Consider the following 21,743-nt stretch of genomic DNA (forward strand, 5'->3'; position numbering starts at 1 on the left):
GTTCGGAGTCGGGATGCCGGCGGGGCCGGCGGCACCGGACGATGCTAGCAAACCGCCGGCGCGGCGGCGGCGGCGGGCGTGGTGTTTTCCCAAGAATCGCTACGGCGTCTGGTCCTTTTCGTAATGGCGGCCCTGCTAGCATCTGCGGCCATGATGACAGGAGACCACGACATGACGTTTCACCCCGCCGGCGCGGTGCGCCGCCTTTTCGCATGCGGACTCGTTGCGCTGGCGGGTGCCGCCTGCGCGCAGGCGCCGACCGCGGCCGAACAGCGTGCGGCGCGGCTGGTGTCGCAGATGACCCTGGAAGAAAAGGCCGGACAGATCCAGCACCGCGCCCGCGCCATCCCGCGCCTGGGCATCCCCGCCTACAACTGGTGGAACGAGGGTCTGCACGGCGTGGCGCGCACCGGCGAGGCGACCGTGTTCCCGCAGGCGATCGGCATGGCGGCGACGTGGGACACGCAGCTCGTACGCGAGATCGCGGACACGACGGCGACCGAATTCCGCGCCAAGTATGCGGCGCGGCGCCGCCCCGACGGCAGCCTGGCGGCCGGTCCAGGGCTGACCGTGTGGTCGCCGAACGTGAACATCTTCCGCGATCCGCGCTGGGGCCGTGGCCAGGAAACCTGGGGCGAGGACCCGTTCCTGACGGCGCGCATGGGCGTCGCGTTCATCCGCGGCCTGCAGGGCGACGACCCGGAACATCCCAAGACGGTGGCGACGGTCAAGCATTTCGCGGTGCACAGCGGGCCGGAATCGAACCGCCACCGCGAGGACGTGCATCCGTCGCCGCACGACGTCGTCGACACCTACCTGCCGGCCTTCCATGCGGCCGTCGTCGAGGCGAAGTCGCAGGCCGTCATGTGCGCCTACAACGCGATCGACGGCGTGCCCGCCTGCGCCAACGCGCACTACCTGAAGGACCTGCTGCGCGGCGACTGGAAATTCGACGGCCACGTGGTGTCCGACTGCGCCGCCGTCGCCGACATCCACCAGGCCAAGTCCCACGGCTACGTCGCCACGCCCGAGCAGGCGGCCGCCGCGGCGCTGAAGGCCGGCACCGACCTGTTCTGCTCCGCCGGTGCGCGCGACACGGCCGATCCGGCAGTGACGGTCAAGGCGGTCCGCGCGGGCCTCGTCGCGGAGCGCGATCTCGACGCGGCGGTGCGCCGCCTGATGGCGGCCCGCGCGCGCCTCGGCCTGCTGGATGGGCCGGACGCGGGGTCGTACGCCGCCATCACCGCCAGCGACTTCGACACACCGGCGCACCGGGCGCTGTCGCTCCGGGCGGCGCGCGCGTCGATGGTGCTGCTGAAGAACGACGGCGTGCTGCCGTTCAAACCGGCACCCGCCCGTATCCTCGTCGTCGGCCCGAACGCGGACAGCGTCGATCCGCTCGTCGGCAACTACAACGGCACGCCGTCGCAGCCGGTCACCGTGTATGCCGGCATCAAGGCTCGTTTCGCCCGGTCGCAGGTCACGTTCGTCGAAGGCACGGGCTGGGTCGGGCCGCCGCTGGAAGACGTGCCCGACGCGCTGCTGTGCCGGGACGCGGCCTGGGCGCAGCCCGGGCTGAAGGTCGAGGAATACGGGAACACGACGCTGGCCGGCACGCCGTCCGCTGTGCGCAGCGACGCCAATGCGCGGGTCGCGTGGGGCACGCCGGCGCGCGTCGAGCGCGCGACGTCGATCCGCTGGACCGGCTACCTCCGTCCGCGCGACAGCGGCGCCTACCGCTTCCGCTATTCCGGCGAAAACGGCTATCGGATCTATGTGGACGACAGGCAGGTGGCGGACGTGTGGGACATCGCGTGGCCGACGTCCGACACCGACGTCCGGCTGAACGCCGGCCAGGTCTACAAGATCCGCGTCGAGGCGATGCAGAAGGGCTCGCGCGGCGACCACCGGCTGCAGTGGAGCCGTCCGAGCGCCAGCGACGGTCTCGCCCTCGCGGCCGCGCACGACGCCGACGTGATCGTGTTCGTCGCCGGCCTGACCGCGCGCTTCGAGGGCGAGGCGATGAGTGTCAAGGCGCCCGGCTTCGCGGGCGGCGACCGCACCACGCTGGACCTGCCGGCGCCGCAGCAACAGCTGCTCGAGCGCCTGCATGCGACCGGCAAGCCGGTGGTGCTGGTGCTGATGAACGGCAGTGCGCTGAGCGTGAACTGGGCGGACGCCCATCTTCCCGCCATCGTCGAAGCCTGGTATCCGGGCGGCGAGGGCGGTCAGGCGGTGGCCGAACTGCTGGCGGGCGACTTCAGTCCGGCCGGGCGGCTGCCGGTGACGTTCTACCGGTCCGCGGACCAGCTGCCACCATTCGGCGACTACGGCATGAAGGGACGGACCTACCGCTATTTCGGCGGCGCGCCGCTGTACCCGTTCGGCTATGGCCTGAGCTATACGACGTTCGCGTATGGACAGCCGGTGGTTGCCAGCCGGTCGATCGAGGCGGGCGACGCCGTCGACGTGACCGTCGCCGTGCGCAACACGGGCAACCGCGACGGCGACGAAGTCGTGCAGCTGTACGTGGCGCGCCAGGCCGACGACGCCCCGATCCGGTCCCTCAGGAACTTCCGGCGCATGCATTTGCGAGCGGGCGAAACCCGCGACGTCACGTTCCGGGTGGATGCCCGGGACATGAGCATCGTCGACGCCGCGGGCCGGCGCGTGGTGCCGCCGGGGGCCGTGGACCTGTGGATCGGCGGCGGCCAGCCGGGCGGCGCCAGGCCGGCCGCCGGCGCCGGGGTGCGGATCGCCGTCAGCGGACAAAAGGCGGTGCCGGCCTTCTGACGTGGCTTTTTCGGCAAGACTCCTGTTCTGTCTCCCCGGAGGCAGATTCGGCCCGCCGCCCGGCGGGCTTTTTTTGTCGGGTGGGCACCCTGTGCCCACGCGTGACGCTACGTAAATACCGCCAAATGCCCACGTGCCCCGACCGAAGATAACGCGAAATATTTTAGGGAAAAGCCGTTTTCTCTCGTCCATACTATTGGGACACGAGAAAAAACATGAACCAAGACACTATCAACTGGCTGACGGTGCACCTGCTGCCCTTCGAAGCCGAGTTTCGCCTCAGATTGCGGCGCGTCTGCGCGAGTGCGGCCGACGTGGACGACGTGATCCAGGAGGTCTACTGCAAGGTGATGCAGATGGACGACGTCACGCACGTCAAGGACCCGCGCGGCTACTTCGTGCAGATCGCAAAAAACCTCATCACCGACCGGCTCCGGCGCGACGCCGTCGTGAATATCGACATCATGGCCAACCTGGGCGAGCTGGACGTCCAGGATCACATGCCCGGCCCCGAGCGGATCGCGTCCGGCCGCGCCGAACTGCGCTGGGTGATGGGCTTGATCGGCAAGCTGCCCGACCGCTGCCGCGAAGTGTTCCGCGCGCGGCGGATCTATGGCCTGTCGCTGAAGGAGACCGCGGATTCGCTGGGCGTCACGGAAAAGGCCGTCGAATACGAATCGGCCAAGGGGATGGAGCTGATCTCCGACATGATGAAACGGCAGGGCGCCCACGACATACCGCCCAGCATGAAGGTGCGCAAGATTAACAAGGCAGGAAAGACCAATGTCAGCGATCGATAATCAGGCCCTTGCATGGCTGCGGATTCAGTCGGAACGGGAACTCGATGCGGACGAGCGGGCGCATTTCGATGCCTGGCTTGAAGAAGATACCCGGCACAAGGGCGCGTATATCCGCGCGACCGTCATCGACAATGCAATCGCGCAGGCGGTCGCGCAGCGCGATCTGTATCCGGGCGACGACCGCTATGCGCTGCGCTCCGATGCGTCCGAACCGAAGGGCGCCAACCGGCGCGCGCTGCTCAGATACGGGGCCTGGGCGGCCGGCTTGGGCCTGTTCGGCGTGGGCGTCTCGCTGAACGTGGCGGAGCGCCGCACCACGTTGTCGACGGCGCGCGGCGAATTCCGGCGGGTCGCGCTGGCGGATACGTCGGTGGCCAGCATCAACAGCAGCAGCCGGCTGGAAGTCAGGCTGACCAGCGAAAAGCGCCAGATCACGCTCGTCAAGGGCGAGGCCTGGTTCGAGGTCGCAAAGGACAAGACCAAACCGTTCGTCGTGGAAGCGGGCGACGTGCGGGTGCGCGCGGTCGGCACGGCATTCGGCGTGCGTCGTTTCAAGGACGGCGCCGAGGTCCTCGTCACCGAAGGGACGGTCGAGGTATGGACCGGCAACGCCAAGGCGCTGCTGACCGCCGGCCAACGCAGTTTCGTTCCCTACAGGACGGCGCAGATCACCGTCGCGCGGCAGCCGCAGGAGATCCAGAGAAAACTGGCATGGAGGGAGGGGAAGTTGATATTCACGCGGCAAACCCTCGGCGAGGCGGTCGCCGATTTCAATCGCTACAGCGTCAAGAAGATCATCATTTCGGACCCTGCGCTGGAGGGCAAGCGCATCTTCGGGCAGTACCAGATCGACGCGGCCGAGCAGTTTGCGAAGGATATCGGCGCCTATCTCAACGTGCCGATCGAAGTCGGTCGCGAAAGCATCGTCATCGGCGCCAGGGATGGTCCCGACAAGAACAGCATCTGATCGCCCCGACAATTCTTATAACGCCTGGCCAAAAAAATCAGGGATTTTCGAGATCCGTTCGTCCTGATTCATAACGGAGCAAAGATTCCGTTTCATAAGAGGACTAGGTAAAGGAGACACGCGTGATGGTCACACATCATTGCGGTAGCATTGCCGCCATTGTTCTTGTTGCCGGCGCGGCCGTCATGCCACAGGCCGGACACGCCCAGGAAGTCGACAAGCAGTTCGACATTCCCGCGGGTCCCGCCACGAGCACGATCAACGTGTTTGCCAAGCAGGCGGGCATCAACATCCTGGCGTCCGAGGATATCCTCGCCAACGTGTGCACGAACCAGGTGCGGGGCAGTTTTCCGATGTCCGTCGCCTTGCAGCGCCTGTTGTCCGGCACGGGCTTGTACGGCAAGGTCAGCGCCAGCGGCGCCGTGTTCATCCTCCCATCGGCGCCTGTGCACGGCCAGCGGGCGGGCGACAAGGACGTGCCCGGCCAGCGCAAGGCCGCGTGCTGCGCCGTGTCGGCCGCGCTCCTGCTCATGTGCGGCGCACCCGCCGGCGCCCAGGCGCAAGCCGCGGAGAACGCGCAGGAACGGCCCGGCGGCGGCGACGACCCCGTGAAGCAGGTGCTGGTGGTCGCCACCCGGGCATCGCAGCAATCCGGCATCGAACGCAAGAAGAACGCCGCGACGGCGCTCGATTCGATCGTGGCCGACGACGTGGGCTCGCTGCCGGACCGGAACATCGGCGAGGCGATCTCGCGCATGTCGGGCGTGTCGCTGGACCGGGGCGACTTCGGCGAAGGCGTCACCGTCGCCGTGCGCGGCAACGGCCCCGACCTGACCCGCGTCGAGATCGACGGCCAGGCCGTCCAGTCGGCCGGCGGCACCGACATGTACGGCGGCGGCGGCGGCCGCGGCACCGAGTTCCGCCAGTTGTCGTCGGACCTGATCAAGAGCGTGGACGTGATCAAGGGCGCGACCGCCGACATGACCGAGGGCTCGCTCGGCGGCGGCGTGATCATCAAGACCCGCACCGGCCTCGATTTCAAGAAGCCTTTCGTCTCGGTGCGCGTGGCCGGCTCGCGCGGCTCGCTGAACCGGATCTGGGAGCCGGACGCGAACGTCGTGCTGGCGCACAAATACCTCGACGGCCGCCTGGGCGTGCTGTTGAACGCGTCGTCCGCCACGCTCGCCAACGAGGCCCATTCGGCCCAGGTGGCGCAATCGGCGCTGCAGGGCTATTACCGGCTGGCCGACTTCGACGGCTCGCCCGCGAAGACGTTCACGTTTCGTCCGGAGACGATGAACGCGGCGGATGCGAATGCGACGACGCCGATGCTGCGCTCGCCGCTGGCCGCCGGCGGCACCTTCGACGCGGCCACGCCGCTCGAGGTGCTGACCCGGTCGGCCGCCGCCGGCACCAAGGCCGACTGCTATGCCGCGTTTCCCGCGCTGACGGCGGCGCAGAGCAGCGCCATCGCGGCGAGCGCGCGCGGCGCCGCGCAGAACCAGCGCATCAACGAACTGGCAAGTTGCCTCAACCAGTGGAGCGACTACACGCCGTCCAATGTGCGCTACATGATCAAGCGCGAATTCGACAAGCGCCAGAACCTCGACCTGCGCGCCGACTTCAAGGTCGACGACCGCCTGACCGTGTATGCCAAGGGCAGCTACAACCGGCGCTACGACGACATGCACCAGTTGACCTACACGCTGGGCAGCGTGCAGGTCAACCCGTCCGGCACCGTCAGCCCGGGATATGCCGGTCCGGCCTATGTGGACGACCTGCAGGCCGGCACGCGTACCCCGGTGCCCGGTTCGGGCTACTACGCCTACGCCACGCCGGCGCAGTCCGCGAACACGCTGTTGCAAAGCTCGGTGGCGAACATCGTCCCCGGCTCCATCGTCGCCGACGCCAACCACCACCTGACCCGGTACACGATCAGCGATGCGAGCGCCACGACCGACCAGGTGCACGAATACGCGAAGACGACGGCGCAATACCTGCAACTGGGCGGCGAATACCGCGACGGCCCGCTCAAGGCCGAGTTCTTCGCCGGCGACGCCAGGTCGCGTTTCGAACGGGCCCAGAAGCGCCTGAGCTACAGCGACTACTACGGCCCCGTGACCATGGCCGTGCTGCCGAACGGGCTGTGGGGCTACGCCATCCCGGCCGCCAGCAACTTCAACCAGGCCGACCCGGCCCAGTACGCGATCCTCACGCCGGGCGCGGCGTCGTCCGCGGTCCAACCCGGCCCCTACAACACACGCGCGCTTCCCGCCTACGCGGCCGCGCAGCAGCCGCTGCTGACCCAGCAGCCCAGCACCTATTTCAATCCGCGCCTGATGGAAAGCGGGGAGCGCACCGCCAGGGTCGACGTGACCTGGGCGACGCCGGAGACGATCCCCTTCTTCAAGCGCTTCAAGGCCGGCGTCAACCTGCGCGACACGCGCCGCGACAGCTGGGACCCGAACACCGGCAACAGCGGCGGCTACACCGTGCGGGCGGCGGTCGGCACGTTCGGCCGGCCCGGCTACGTGCCGGCGGTGGTGCTGCCGACGCCCATCATCCGCAGCACGTTCAACGGCTGCCAGGACACGCCAGGGTCGCTGGGCGCCGGCGGCAACGCCTGCCGCTACGGCTTCACGCCGGGCTTTGACCCGCGCCGCGCGCTCGACGGCAATACGGTGCTGACGGCGCAGCAGTTCCAGGACCTCGTCACGCAAACCTTGAAAGGGCAGGCCACGCCCACCGGGTTTTTTGCGGGCGCCAGCGGGCGGGCGGCCGGACTGCCGGACAACTGGACCGGCATCGACGTCGACAAGGCCTTCGCGCTGGTCGCCACGCCGAACATGAATTTCGACTGCGTCAAGTCGTGCACCGCCAGCGACGGCCAGGTCTACCGGCAACCGCAGCAGCACCTGGTCGAGCGCACCAGCGCGTTCTACGTCATGGGCGACTTCGGACTGGCGCTGCCGTTCGGCTGGGAGATCGACGGGAACATGGGGTATCGCTACGTCCGGACGAAGGTGCATGGCGAAGGCATGATGACGTTCACCTCGGTCACGAAGACCGATTCGTACGACCCGGCCCGGCCGGGCGCGGCCGGCGGCACGGTGACGAACTCGGTCTCGCAACCGGTGGCGATCGACGCCGCCAGCCACGACTTCCTGCCGATCTACAACCTGGCGCTGTGGCTCGTGCCGGACCGGCTGGTGGCGCGCTACAACCACGCCAGGGCCGTGGCGCGTCCGCCCGTCGCGGACCTGCTGCCGTCCGGGACGTGCCGCTACGACGCCACCCTGCAGGACACGAATCCCGGCGCGCCGCAGGGCTGCAGCGGCACGATCGGCAACCCGGCCCTGCGCGCGCAGACCAACGTCAACCAGAACCTGAGCGTCGAATACTATCCGAACCGGGACACGATGTTCTCGGTCGCCGTGTTCAGGCAGGAAGGGAAGGTCGGCCCGGCCGTGCCGCGCGGGGCGAGCAGCGTCCCCCTGGCGGGCGGCTCTAGCCTCGTCGATCCCACCACCGGCGTCGCGCTCGGCGCGCTCGATTTCAATTATTCGCTCTGGCAGAACGGCGCGGCGACGACGCGCAAGGGCCTCGAACTCGGCACCAGGACGGCGTTCACCTTCCTGCCCTGGTTGCTGCGCTATACCGGCGTCGACGCCAATTACACGCGGCTGCGCTCGGCCACGTCGGCGGAAAACGTGGTCGACCTGCTGACCGGCACGCCGCTCCCGCCGGCGCGCGAATCGAAATATTCGTACAACTGGGCGGTGTGGTACGACGACGGCAGGGTGTCGGCGCGGGTCGCCGTGCAGTCCGTGGCGTCGTACTTCACCTGCATCGCCGGCTGCGGCCAGCTCGGGGTCAACGACTATCCAGCGGTGGGCGTGATCGCGACCCGCTTCCCGTACAACCCGGGCTCGCCGAACTTCCGGGACGCGTCCCGCTTCATCGACGGCAAGGTCTCGTACAAGTGGAAGCCGAACGTCGAGTTCTTCATCGAAGGACGCAACCTGGGCAATGCGACGACGTCGAACAGCCAGGCGAGCTTCGCCCCGTTCTCCGCGGGGACGCCGAACCTGCTGGACTATGCCTACGCGGGCCGCCGCATCATGGTCGGGGTCAACTTCCGCAATATGTAAGCAGCTTGGTGAGGAGACAAACATGGCAAGGTCACACGCACACCGCATCGCCCTCCTGTTCAATGCGAACAAGGCATTCGACCGCGACGTCATCCTCGGCGTCGCGGATTACCTGTCGGGCACGCGGACGCAATGGGACCTGTTCCTCGAGGAGGATTTCCGCCTGCGCCTGGCGGGCATCGAGAAATGGCAGGGGGACGGCATCATCGCGGACTTCGACGATCCGGTCGTCGCCGCGGCGCTCGCCGGCACGCGCGTGCCGCTGGTCGCGGTCGGGGGCTCGTACGAGCATCCGGCGGACTATCCGGCGGCCGTGCCCTATGTGGCCACCGACAATGTCAAGGTCATCAAGCTCGCCTACGAACACCTGATCGAGTCCGGGCTGCCCCACTTCGCGTTGTTCAGCCTCCCCGAGGCGAGCGAGAACCGCTGGGCGCAGGAGCGCGAGAAGGCGTTCGCGGCGCTGGTGCAGCACGACCACGCCAGGCCGGAGATCTTTCGCGGCCAATGCACGCGCGCGCCGACGTGGAACCAGGCGGTGCGCGAACAGATCGCCTGGCTGCACCGCCTGCCGAAGCCGGTCGGCATCATCGCCGTCACCGATGCGCGCGCCCGCCAGCTGCTGCAGGCGTGCGCGCTCGCCGGGATCGCCGTGCCGGAGCAGGTCGCGGTGGTGGGCATCGACAACGATCCGCTGGCGCGCGTGCTGACCCGCATCCCGCTGACGTCCGTGATCCAGGGCGCGCAGGAGATGGGCCGCACGGCGGCGCACCTGCTCGACCGCATCCTGCACGGCGTGCCGCTGGCGACGACCCGCATCCTGGTGCCGCCCGCCGGCATCAACGTCCAGGCGTCCTCGCGGCACGTGCCGGCCACGCATCCGCACGTGATGCGCGCCCGCCACTACATCCGCCAGTACGCCTGCCAGGGCATCAAGACCGACCAGGTGGCGAACTATGTCGGCATCTCGCGCTCTTCGCTCGAGAGCCATTTCCGGCAGCAGGTCGGCTACAGCGTGCACGACGAGATCCTGCGCGCGCGGCTCGATGCCGCCACCGCCATGCTGGCGCAGGACGATTGCAACCTGGCCGACGTGGCGCACAAGTGCGGCTTCACGTCGAGCCAGTACATGCACCTGGTGTTCAAGCGCGAACTGGGCTGCTCGCCGCGCGGCTACCAGCAGCGCGTGCGCAATAGGGAGCGCGTGCACGACGATAGCGAGCGTGTCGAACCCCGCCTCCCTGCGGCGCGGCGGCAGGCGATCCACGCCGCCTGACCCCGCGCCGCCGCCGCGCATTACATATTGCGGAAGTTCATGCCGATCATGATGCGGCGCCCGGCATACGCGTAGTCGAGCAGGTTCGGCGTGCCGTTCGCGAACGGCGCGAACGATCCCTGGCTGTTCGACGTCGTCGCATTGCCCAGGTTGCGGCCTTCGACGAAGAACTCGATGTTCGGCCGCCATTTGTAGGAAAGCTTGGCGTCGATGAAGCGCGTCGAGTCCTTGAAGTTCGGCGAGCCCGGGTTGTACGGGAACTTGACCATGCCGCTGGTGACGCCGGCGGCCGGGTAGTTGCTCTGGTCGGCCGAGCCGCAACCGGCGATGCAGTTGAAGTACGACGCCACCGCCTGCACCGCCACGCGCGCCGACAGGCGGCCGTCGTCGTACCACAGCGCCCAGTTGTACGAATATTTCGATTCGCGCTCCGGCGGCAGCGGTGTGCCGGTCAGCAGGTCGACTTCGTTCTGGGTCGAGGTCACCGAGCGCAGCTTCGTGTAGTTCGCATCGAAACCGGTGTAGCGCAGGCGCCAGGGCAGGAAGGTGAAGGCCGTCTTGGTGCCGAACTCGATGCCCTTGCGGGTCGTCGCGGCGCCGTTCAGCCACAGGGCGTAGTTGAAATCGAGGTCCGCCAGCGAGACGCCGGTCGTCGGATCGACCAGGTTGTCGCCGCCCGCCAGCGGCAGGCTGCTCACGCCGCGGCTGAGGGCCGGCCCGATCTTGCCTTCCTGCTTGAAGCCGGCGATCGTGAACATCGTATCCTTGTTCGGATACCATTCGAAGCTCAGGTTCTGGTTGACGTTGGTCTGCGCCTGCAGGCCCGGATTGCCGATCGTGCCGCTGCACGTCTGCGACGCGCTCGGGTCGCGGTCGGCCAGGGTGGCGTCGTAGGTGCAGGTCCCGGCGGGCAGCAGGTAGCTGACGGGCGGACGCGCCACCGTCTTGCCCCAGCTGTAGCGGGTCACCAGCTTGTCGGGGACCATCCACATGGCCAGGTTATAGCTTGGCAGGAAATCGTGGGTCGACGAATCGACGGCCACGGCCTGCGAGATCGAGGTGCTGAGCGTACCGCCCGGCGCCGTCGGTTTCAGCGGGTCGTACACGCCCTCGACCGGCGTGATCGACGTCAGGGTCATCATGCCGGTGCCGTGAACCTTGGTCCGCACGTAGCGATACCCCATGTTGCCGTCGATCTGCCAGCCGAACGGCAGCGCGCGGTGCGTGAACGGCAGCTCGTCGATCCGGAAGTCGCCCATCAGGTAGAACGCCTCGGTGCGCTCGGTGAGGTGCTGGTAGGGCTGCGCATAGACGTTGCCGTCGCTGGCCACGCAGTTCTTCAGGCAGTCGAGGTTCGTGTTGGGCGTGGCCACGAGCGCGAACGCCTTGTCGACGTCGAGTCCCGTCCAGTTGTTCAGCAGGCCGGACGGGCGGCCGGTCGCGCCGGAGAAGAAGCGGGTCGGCGTCGCCTGGCCCTTCAGCGTCTGGCTCACCAGGTCCTGGAACTGCTGCGCCGTCATCGTCGTGTTGCCGTCCAGCGCATGGCGCGGATCGGCGCTCGGCAGGAAGCCGTACTGGCAGGCGTTGCCGCCCGCGCCCAGCGAGCCGGCCGTGTTCTGGCAGCCGTTGAAGGTGCTGCGGATGATCGGCGTGGGCAGCACGACCGCCGGCACGTAGCCGGGCTGGCCGAACGTGCCGACGGCCGCCTTGACCGTGTAGCCGCCGCTGTTGCCGCTGTTCGGGTCCCAGTTGTCGTGGATGTTGTCGCGCAGGTTGAAGCCGGCCTTGAAGCGCGTGAAGAACGGCACCGACTCCGGCGCCGCATACGTCAGGTCCAGCTTGGCCGTGCGCTCCTCGGTCGCGAACTGGCGCGGGTTGTAGTAGGTGCTGGGCTGCTGCGTGAGCAGCGGCTGTTGCGCGGCCGAATACGCCGGCGCGGGGCGCGTGTTGGTGGGACTGGCCTTGACGGCGCCGGTCGCCGCGCCGGGGTAGAGGGTCGCGTACTGGGACGGGTCGGACTGGTCGAAATTCCCGTTCGGGAACGAGTAGCCCCACAGGCCGTTCGGCAGCAGGGTCAGCGTGGTCGGCCCGTAGTAGTTCGTGAAACTCAGGCGCTTCTGCACGCGCTCGAATTTCGACCTGGCGTCGCCGACGAAGAATTCCACGTTCAACGGGCCTTTTTTGTACGTGCCGCCCAGCTGCGCATATTGCGCGGACGTCTTCGCGTATTCGTGCACCTGGTCGGTGACCGCGCCGCCGTCGGTGATCGTGTACTGGGTCAGGTGGTGGGTCGAATCCGCGACGATGGAGCCGGGAATCACGTCGGACACGGAGCTCTGGAGCAGCGTATTCGTCGCCTGGGTCGGGGTGCCGTACGCGTAGTAGCCCGAGCCCGGGGCGGGGACGCGCGTGCCCGCCGCCAGGTTGTCGATGTAAGCGGGTCCGGAATAGGTGGGGCTCAGCACGGCATTCGCGCCGGACGGATTCACCTTGGCGTTGCCGACGGTGTAGGTCAGCTGGTGCATGTCGTCGTAGCGGCGGTTGTAGCTGCCTTTCGCGTACAGCGTCAGGTTCTTGTCGACCTTGAAATCCAGGCGCAGGTCGAGGTTCTGGCGCTTGTCGAATTCGCGTTTCACGAAGTTGCGGATGTTCGACGGCGTGTAGTCGTTCCACTGGTTCAGGCAGGTGATCAACTCGTTGGCGCGCTGGGACGCGGCCGCGCCGCGCGCGCTGGACACGATCGCGCCGCTCTGGGCCGCGGTCAGTGTCGGGAACGCGGCGTAGCAGTCGGCCTTGGTCCTGGCGGCGGCCGACCGCGTCAACACCTCGAGCGGCGTCGCCGCGTCGAACGTGCCGCCCGCGGCCAGGGGCGAGCGCAGCATCGGCGTGGTCGTGTTCGAGTCGGCCGTGTTCATCGTGTCCGGCATGAACGAGAACGTCTTTTCCGGCGAGTTGTCGAAGTCGGTCAGGCGGCTGTAGCCCGCCCGCGCCGCGTTCGCGACCTGCACCGAATGCGACTCGTTGGCGAGCGTCGTGGACGATGCGTTCAGCAGCACGCCCAGGCGGCCGTCGAGGTACTTGTTGGCCAGGATCAGGTTGGCGTCCGGCTCCCATTTCTTGTTGAGCGAGCTTTGCGACTCGGCCACGCGCACCGACACGAACGGCTTCTTGAAGTCGAGGCCCGTGCGCGTCTGGATGCGGATGCCGCCGCCGAGCGAGCCTTCCGTCATGTCGGCCGTCGAGCCCTTGACGACGTCCACGCTCTTGATCAGGTCGGCCGACAGCTGGCGGAATTCGGTGCCGCGGCCGCTGCCGCCGCCATACATGTCCGTGCCACCGGCCGACTGCACGCCCTGGCCGTCGAGCTCCACGCGCGTCAGGTCCGGCCCGTTGCCGCGCACGGCGACGGTCACGCCTTCGCCGAAGTCGCCGCGGTCGAGCGATATGCCGGCCATCCGCGAAATCGCTTCGCCGACGTTGCGGTCGGGCAGCGAGCCGACGTCGTCCGCGACGATGGAGTCGATCGCCGTGGCGGCGTTCTTCTTGCGGTCGATGCTCGACTGCTGCGACGCCCGGGTGGCGGTCACGGTCACCGTGGCCATCTTGACGGGTTCCGTCGTCCCGTCCTGCGCCAGTGCGGCGTGACCCGCGACGAGCGACGCGAGCGCGAGCGCTACCGCGACGCTCATGCGGTTCGGCCGGATACGGTACGTGGGTGAATTTCTCATGGTCTCCTCCAATCGTTCGATGTCGTTTTATGTACGCCGGCGCTGGACTCGAGCCGCCGATTCGGGGGCATTATTGCCGCGATATCCGGACGATTTCCGGATTTGCGAAAAATCGTATTACGATTTACATCATTTCGTAACGAGCGCCCGGCCGCGGCGAAAACGGCCATTGCGAAATCCATCAAGCGCCGTTTCGATTCTCGCGAAATCGCGCGTTTCCGGCCGCGCGCCGCGTGTGCCACCTGTTAGGATTTTTCGCCAATCGAGAGGAGCGGGCAGCGACGGCCCGCCGGGGAGAACAATGAATATTCGCTTATTGACGGCACTGGCCATCCTGGCCGCGGTGCCGGGCAGCGCTTGCGCGGACAAGCTCTGCGACGTGAAAGACTATGGCGCGAAGGGGGACGGCGTCAGCAAGGATACCGCCGCCATCCAGAAGGCCATCGACGACTGCGCCGGCGCGGGCGGCGGCAGGGTGGTCCTGGGGGGCGCGCCGCTGTACGTCAGCGGTCCGCTGGCGTTGAAGAGCCACATCACGCTGTCGATCGCCGCCGGGACGACGCTGGCCGGCAGCGAGGACCACGACGACTACCCACCCGTGCAGGAGCTGGGCGAAGCCGCGCGCCGCGCCTTGCTGTCGTCGGATGACGCGACCGACATCGTCATCGACGGCGGCGGCACCATCGACGGCCGCGGCCAGTCGTGGTGGGCGGACCGCTCGCCCGCGAACCGGCGCCCGCGCCTGATCGTGTTCCGCCACTCCAGCCGCATCCTGATGGAAAACGTCACCGTCCGGAATTCGCCCAGCTGGCAGATCGTGCCGTACTACAGCGATCACCTGACCTTCCGGAACATGCGGATCCTCGCGCCCGACCGCATCTCGCACAACACCGACGGCATCGATCCGTTCTCGTCCAGCCACGTGCTGATCGACCACGTCACGATCGACACCGGCGACGACAACGTCGCCATCAAGAGCGGCCAGCCGGGTTCGCCGGGCGGCGACGCGCCCAGCCATGACATCACCATCCGCGACAGCACCTTCCTGCACGGCCATGGCCTGTCCATCGGCAGCGAAGTGGCGGGCGGCGTCTACAACGTCCTGGCCGAGCGCATCCATTTCAAGGGCACCGGGACCGGCGTGCGCATCAAGTCGAACCGCGACCGCGGCAACGTGCTGAAGAACCTCGTCTATCGCAACCTGACCATGGAAGACGTGGGCACGCCGATCCTGATCAGTGAGTTCTATCCGAAGATCCCGGAGGTCATCGACGCGCAGCCCGTCGGGCGCCTGACGCCGCGCTTTTCCGACATCACGATCGAGAACCTCGAGGCGACGGGCGCGAAGCAGGCCGCGCTGATCGTCGGCCTGCCGGAATCGCCCGTCACGGCGCTCACGCTCCGCCGGGTGCACATCGAGGCGGACAAGGGCGCGGTCGTCAAGTACGCGCACATGACGGCGCAGGATGTCACGGTGCGCGCGGCGCATGGCGGCGCGTACCTGATCGGCCCGGACGTGCAGGGCCTGAACCCGGGCGCCGCGCGCTGAGCGCCGCGACCCTCACTCACTTAACGGAACAGAAAGCACGATGTCGATTTCAATGAACCGCCGCGGCATGCTGGGCATGTCGGCAGCCCTGGGCCTGGTCGGTACGGTCCGCGCGATGGGTCTCGATCATGGCGCGCGCGCGGACGCGGCCGGACGGCACGCCATCGCCGACGAAGGATGGACCCTCTGGCTCGACCGCGCCGCCCAGTGGCAGCAGGATGTCATCTACCTGCCGGAGCAGGTGCCGCCGATGTCGGCCCTGCCGGTCAATCCGCCGACGGGCGGCTGGGACGCGCTGTACCGGGGGCAGGGCCTTGCCGTGACCCTGCCGACGACGGTCGAAGAGCACTTCTGGGGCCGGTTCGGCGAGCGGCCCTACACCGCCGACGAATACCGTTATGCCGAGGACGATCCGGTGCCGCAGAACGGCGCGGTGCCCGGCGTGTCGTGGTGGTGGAAGGCGATCGACATTCCCGCGTCGGCGCAGGGGCAGCAGGTGTGGCTGCACATCCGCGGCGCCCGCATGCGCGCCGAAGTGTTCCTGAACGAGGTGCTGGTCGGCTATTCGATCATGTCGGAACTGCCGATCGACTGCGACCTGACGGCCGCCATGAAGCCCGGCCAGCCGAACCGCCTGGCCATCCGCATCACGAATCCCGGCGGACGGTTCGACTGGAAGGACTCCAACAACACGGCCTGGGGCCAGGTCAAACTCTATCATTCGCACGGCTTCGGCGGCATCGACCGCGGCCTGGCGCTGAGCGTGCACCCGATCGAAGGCCGCATCCGCGACGCCTGGGTGCTCAACACGCCGGACCCGCGCGTGGTCACGGTGCACGCGGAGATCGCGGCCAGCCAGGCCGTCAAGCCCGGCGACCTGGGTGCCACGGTGGTGGACGCGACGGGCGCCAAGGTGCCGGCGCACGTCACGCTCGAGCGGCTCGACACGGCCGCCGGCATCGCGACGGCGCGCCTGCGCGTGCACGTGCCGTCCGCCCGCTTGTGGGACCTCGATACGCCGCACCTGTACCACGTGCGCCTGCAATGGCAGGCGGGGAAGGCGGTCGACACGCGCGCCGTGCGCTTCGGCTTCCGCTGGTTCGCCGCCGAGGGCATCGGCAAGAATGCGATGTTCCGCCTGAACGGCCGCCGCATCAAGCTGTACACGGCCATCTCGTGGGGCTACTGGGGCTATAACGGCCTCTTTCCGACGCCGGAACTGGCGCGCCGCGAAGTCGTGGCGGCGAAGGCGCTGGGCCTCAATTCGCTCAGCTTCCACCGCAACGTGGGCAAGCCGGAAGTGCTCGACGTCCAGGACGAACTGGGCCTGACCCGTACGATGGAGCCGGGCGCCGGGCGCATGGCGATCGGCAGGACGCTCAAGCCGGGCGAGCGCCTGTCCGCCGCCGAGGCGTTCAGCCGCGATTTCATGGTGTCGAAATGCAGGGCGATGGTGCGCGCGCTGCGCTCGCATCCGTCGCTGGTCCACTACACGCTGCAGAACGAGGTGTCGGCCGATCTCGCCAATCCCGACGTCGAAGCGGTCCTGCGCGCCATGCACGACCTCGACCCCAGCCGCAGCGTGATCCTCAACGACGGCTTCGTGGGGCGCGGCGCCGCCCAGGCGATGTTCCTGCCCTACGACGATCATTACTATCGCTCGGACGTCGAGAAGGCCGGCGGCTGGTGGGTCAATCACCAGGGCGCGGGCGACCAGTGGTATGACAAATTCTATGCCGACAAGGAGAACTTCATCCACCGCGAGACGATGCCCGGCGCGATCGTCGAATTCGGCGAGATGGAAGGCTGCGCGGTCGGCGACAACCATCCCCGGATGATCGCGGACATCCGCCGGCACGGCGGCAAGAGCTACGACCTCGAGGACCACGTGGCGATCGCGGACGGCGCCGCCGCCTTCCTCGACAAGTGGGGCTTCCGCCAGGCGTTTCCGACCGCGGAGAGCTACTTCCTCGCGGTCGGCAAGAAGCAGTACGACGCCTGGCAGAACTACCTGGAGAATATCCGGATCTGCGACGAGGTCGACATGGCCGCGATCAGCGGCTGGGAATCGACGGCCATCGAAAACCATTCGGGCATCGTCGACAACCTGCGCTACTTCCACGCCGATCCGGACCTGATCCGCGTGAGCCTCTTGCCGGTGCGTCCGGTCGCCAAGCAGCGCCGCTACGCCTACGCGACGGGCGAGGCGGCGGACCTGGACATCTGGCTCCTCAACGACACCAGCAAGCCGCTGTCCGGCACATTGACCCTGAGCGTGACCGGCCCGGACGGGCAGTCGGTGCGGGTCGGCGATTACGCGGTGCCGGCCAACGTGGCCGACCGGTTCAGCTACCTCGTCGCCGAACACGTGAAGACGCCGCCGTTCGCCACGCCCGGCCCGCACACCGTGCGGCTCGAACTGTCCGGCCGGCCGGACGTCACGTTCGCGCGCGCCCTGTGGGTCACGCGCACGGCCGCCGCGCCGGCCGCGCGCACGCTGCGCATCGCCGTCGCGGGCATCGCACGCGGCCTGCGCGAGCGCCTGGCGGCGTTGCCTGGCGTGGAAATCGAGGACTTCCGGGCGGGCGCGGCTTACGACGGCCTGGTCGCGTCGGGCCTGAAGGCCGCCGACATCGTGCAGCGCCAGATCGGCGACCAGACCGGCCTCGAAGCCGCGCCGAAGAAGGGCGCGAAGCCGAAGCTGGTCCCGGGCGAGCTGGCGCCCGACGTGCTGGCCGCGGTCCGGCAAGGCCTGCCGCTGCTGGCGATGGTGCCGGAAGACGGCCTGGCGGACGGCGTCGCCCGGCAGCTGTCCGGCCTCGGCCTGTTCGACTATGCCGGCCAGGTCGGCGACCTGCGCGCGCCGTGGATGGGCAACTGGAACGTCCTGCGCGCGCATCCCGTGTTCGCCGACATCCCCGCCGACATGGCCGCCGGCGTCTGGCACCAGATCCCGGGACAGCCGTCGAATGGCCTGATCGTGGACGGCGACGGGGTCGCCGTGATCGCCGCCTACAGCCGCGACCACGACCGCCGCCTGGGCGCCGCGAGCTTCACCGTGCAAAAGGCCGGCGCCAGGGTGCTGTTCCACCGCATGCCGGACATGGCGGCGCCGCTGCAGACGCGCTTCCTGCTCAACGCGCTGGGCTGGCTGGCGGCGCGTCCAGCGTGAGTCCCATCAGCCCGATCACGACGTCGTTGGCGAGCGTGCGCAAGGTCAGGCTTTCCAGCCGGCGCGATGGGTCGAGCGGCACCTCGATCACGGTCGCGGCGCCGCCCGCGACCTCGCGCCCGCTGCCCTTGAACGTGGCCGGGTCGAGCACGCGCACGCGCGCCGTCCGCAGGTCCACGCGCACCGGCAGGCGGCCGCACAGGGGGAACTGGTAGTCGTCGACGAAGTAGTCCTGCTCGATGGGCCACCAGTTGTCCGGGTTGCGCAGCGCGGTGCGCGCGGCGCTGCCGTCGGCATAGGCGACCACGATCTCGCCGTTGTCGATCCGGCTCTGCATGAAGTTGGTCGACCCCGCCATCAGCAGGAAGGCGCGGCGCGCCTGCCCGTGCAGCGGGATCGTCACGGCGCGCGGGTAGTTGTCCCATTGCGAAGTGAACACGATGTTGGGCCCCGTGCCGCCCGGCGTCGCGAAGCGCAGGCCGTTCGGCATCGTCAGCACGCCGTCCAGCGCGCGCAGGCCCGTGTCGTCGATGGCGGGCAGGGCGTTCAGGTGGCCGGCCCAGGCGCCGATGCCTTGCGCGGGCAGGGCCAGCGTGACGTGGGGCGCGCGCGGCGTCCGGTATTTGCCGGCCTTGAAGATCCCGGTCACGCGGTCGTTGAACCACGGCGCCAGGTCGACGCTCGTGCCGGCGATGGGCGCGCCGTCGATCCAGTCCGGACCCGCCAGCGTGCAGGCGCCGGGCGGCTGGGGACTGGCTTGCGCCTGCCACCAGGTGAAGTCGCCCTGGCGCACCTGCGTGAAGCCGTCGCGCGCGGCGCCCGTGGCGCGGCCCGATTGCGCGTCAGGCATCGCGCCGCGCCATGCGACCTCGATCTCCGCGGTGCGCCCGAACGGCAGGTCGATGCGCAGCCGGGGGGCGCCGACCGCGTCGGGCACGGCCTGCCACGCGGCCGGGCGGCCGTCGACCGTTACCCGCGCCACGCCGGCGCCGCGGGCCGGCAACTCGAGGACGAGGCGCCGGAAGCGCGTGCTGGTCTGGCCGACGGTCCAGCTGTCGCGGTTGCCGTTGCGGCGATAGGACAGGTCGAGGTCCGGGTGGGTGAGCGCGGCGTGGTCCCATGCGGCCGGCAGGCCGGGACGCAAGGTCAGCACGCCGGCGAGGGCGTCCGGCCGCACGCCGAACAGGCCTTCGACGATGGCGCGCGACATCACGCCGATGCCGTCGGCGAAATCGCGTTGCGCTTCGCGCCGGTAGACGTCGAGGTAGTTCAGCGTGCCGATGTTGCCGGGGCTGATCCCCAGGTACAGGCTGGCCAGCACCGCGCCCTTGGCGATGTCGTACGCGGTCTCCGGGCGGCCCGCCTGCCAGTAGGCGAGCGCCGTATGCAGGTTCTCGTCGAACACGACGTTGTTGATCGACCAGGAATACGGCATCCAATCCGTTTCGGACAGCACGCGGTAGGGCCGGTCGGCGGGCACGCCGGGGCCCGTCACGGGGATCGCGCGCAGGTGGGCGTCGAGGTCCGCCGCCATGCGCGCCGCCTCGAACGCGGTCGGCACCTGCGAATCGATGGTGTGATAGAAGGTCCACAGGCCGTAGCTCGGGTGCAGCAGCCGGCGCCCCAGCACGTCGCGGTATTCGGCGAACGCGCCGCGCGCCGGCATCCACAGCTCGCGGCGCATGGCGCGCCGGATGGCAGCCGCCTCAACCCGGTACGGCGTGGGATCCTTGCCGATCAGGGCGGCGATGCGGGCCGCCATCTCGTTGTGCCACGCGTTGTAGGCCGATGCGTGGGCCACGCCGCCGCCATCGTAGTACAGGTCGTCGCTGGCCCAGATCGCCGCGTAGGCGTCATACAGCGGCAGCGCGTCCGGCCCGAATTCGCGCCGGAACAGGCGCCGTTCCCATGCAAGGTGGCGTTCCAGCACGGGCCACACGGCGCGCGCGTAGGCGACGTCGCCGGTCCACAGCAGGTGGCGCAGCAGGGCGTCGACGAACACGAGGTTCATGTCGTAGTGCGAACTGCTCATGGCGCCGTTCGAATGCAGGCCCGGTTCGTTGCGCGCGAGGTTCGCGCGCGGATCGGCTGGCGGCGGCGCGGCCGGGATCGGGGAGACGTCCTGGCGCTCTGTCCACACGCCGAAGTTGGCGCGCGCGCGCTCGTGCCAGCCCAGCGCATCGAGCGCATACGGGCCGCGCCAGCCGAGCAGCTTCATGCGCCAGGCGATGGCGCCGTGCATGATGGCGTGCTGCTGGCCGTCCCAGACGGCATCGGCCGCCACGTTCAGCGCGCCCATGGCCGCGTTCAGCCACGGGTCGGGCGTGTCGATGCGCACGCGTTCGCGCAGTTCGCGGAAGTGCTTGCGGGCGGCTTCGAAGCTGGCGGCCAGGTCGGCGGGGGCGAAGCGCGGCGGCAATGCGGCGCCCGTGACCTGCAGCGCGAGATCGATGGCCGCGTCGCCCAGCGGCAGCGTCCCGACCGCCACCGCCGGGCCGGCGCCCGGGCTCGACGCGAGCAGCGCCGCGGGATCGTTCCACAGGCGCGCGTCGGCCAGGCGCACGTGCGCGGGGCTGCCGGTCGTTGCGCTGATCGTCGCGCGCCGGCCGGCGGCCACGAAGCCGCGGTCGTCCACGTCGTAGCGCGTGTCGCGCGCGAACTCGGGCACGAACTGGAAGAATTCGGTGATCGGCACGCGCTCGCTGCCGATGTCGCCGCCCCGTTGCCCCTTCTGGCCGTTGCCGGGGCCGAAGGCGAACACCAGTTCCGCGCCAGCGGGCAGGTGTGCGCCGCGGATTTCAACGCCCAGGCCCTGGCTGTCGGCATACGCGACGGCGGCGATGTGGATGCGACCTTCGGGCCCGAGCAGCGGATCGGCGATCTCGTACAGCAGCTCGCCGGGGCGGTAGCGCATGCCGACGTCGGCGGCGTTGTGCAGCCACAGCGTGCCCGCCGCCGTGCGCAGGCCGAGCCGCAGGTTGCCGCCGCGGCCGGGCAGGTACAGCGAGAACTCGGGGCGGTCGCCGCCGTCGACACGGAACGCATCGTTGCCGCCGTACAGCGAGCGGTTGAAGAATTCGGTGCCGTTGTCGATCACGAAGTCCGCGCCTTCCGGGTGGTAGCGCAGGGGCCGCGCAACCTGGCCGCGCAGGTTCGGATGCAGTTGCGCGTTGCGGGTCTCGGGCGATTCGTCGGCGTGGACGGGGAAGGCGAGGCCCAGCCAGACGGCGATGGGAAGCAGGGAAGCGAGTCGTTTCATGCGCGATCAAGAAAAAAGGCCGTGCGCGCGCACCCATCGCGAACACAG

General features: G+C 68.9%; 9 protein-coding genes. 7 read left to right on the forward strand and 2 right to left on the reverse strand.

What is annotated here, in order from left to right:
* Positions 1 to 171 precede the first annotated feature (171 nt).
* The 5 genes from ACEN9Q_RS07435 to ACEN9Q_RS07455 all read left to right on the forward strand — a co-directional run bounded on the left by ACEN9Q_RS07435 (position 172) and on the right by ACEN9Q_RS07455 (position 9,987).
* A complete protein-coding gene (locus tag ACEN9Q_RS07435) occupies positions 172 to 2,793 on the forward strand; it encodes a glycoside hydrolase family 3 C-terminal domain-containing protein (RefSeq protein ID WP_495627880.1) in 2,622 nt (873 codons plus the stop codon).
* Positions 2,794 to 3,008: 215 nt separating this feature from the next.
* Entirely contained in the window at positions 3,009 to 3,593 is a 585-nt protein-coding gene (locus tag ACEN9Q_RS07440) for an RNA polymerase sigma factor (protein ID WP_495627881.1), read from the forward strand.
* On the forward strand, positions 3,577 to 4,560 hold the full coding sequence (locus tag ACEN9Q_RS07445) for a FecR family protein (protein WP_056440757.1): 984 nt from the start codon (positions 3,577 to 3,579) through the stop codon (positions 4,558 to 4,560). Before ACEN9Q_RS07440 ends, ACEN9Q_RS07445 begins: the two co-directional genes overlap by 17 nt.
* 185 nt (positions 4,561 to 4,745) lie before the next feature.
* Complete coding sequence (locus tag ACEN9Q_RS07450) at positions 4,746 to 8,711, forward strand: TonB-dependent receptor (protein ID WP_495627882.1); 3,966 nt, start codon at positions 4,746 to 4,748, stop codon at positions 8,709 to 8,711.
* Positions 8,712 to 8,733: 22 nt separating this feature from the next.
* Positions 8,734 to 9,987: a XylR family transcriptional regulator gene (locus ACEN9Q_RS07455; protein ID WP_495627883.1), complete on the forward strand. Its 1,254-nt coding sequence runs from the start codon at positions 8,734 to 8,736 to the stop codon at positions 9,985 to 9,987.
* Positions 9,988 to 10,007: 20 nt separating this feature from the next.
* Here the strand turns inward: ACEN9Q_RS07455 and ACEN9Q_RS07460 are convergent, their stop codons facing one another.
* Positions 10,008 to 13,715, reverse strand: coding sequence for a TonB-dependent receptor (locus ACEN9Q_RS07460; protein ID WP_495627884.1), 3,708 nt, complete (start codon positions 13,713 to 13,715; stop codon positions 10,008 to 10,010).
* Between the two features lie 301 nt (positions 13,716 to 14,016).
* Here ACEN9Q_RS07460 and ACEN9Q_RS07465 point away from each other — a divergent pair, with 301 nt between their 5' ends.
* Together ACEN9Q_RS07465 and ACEN9Q_RS07470 are read left to right on the forward strand one after the other, a co-directional pair.
* Entirely contained in the window at positions 14,017 to 15,264 is a 1,248-nt protein-coding gene (locus ACEN9Q_RS07465) for a glycoside hydrolase family 28 protein (protein WP_495627885.1), read from the forward strand.
* A 40-nt stretch (positions 15,265 to 15,304) separates the two neighbouring features.
* A complete protein-coding gene (locus tag ACEN9Q_RS07470; RefSeq protein ID WP_495627886.1) occupies positions 15,305 to 18,436 on the forward strand; it encodes a glycoside hydrolase family 2 TIM barrel-domain containing protein in 3,132 nt (1,043 codons plus the stop codon).
* Here ACEN9Q_RS07470 and ACEN9Q_RS07475 read toward each other — a convergent pair.
* Entirely contained in the window at positions 18,399 to 21,695 is a 3,297-nt protein-coding gene (locus ACEN9Q_RS07475; RefSeq protein WP_495627887.1) for a DUF4450 domain-containing protein, read from the reverse strand. The genes ACEN9Q_RS07470 and ACEN9Q_RS07475 overlap by 38 nt on opposite strands.
* Positions 21,696 to 21,743 lie beyond the last annotated feature (48 nt).

It is taken from the genome of Massilia sp. Masssp93 (assembly GCF_059491295.1).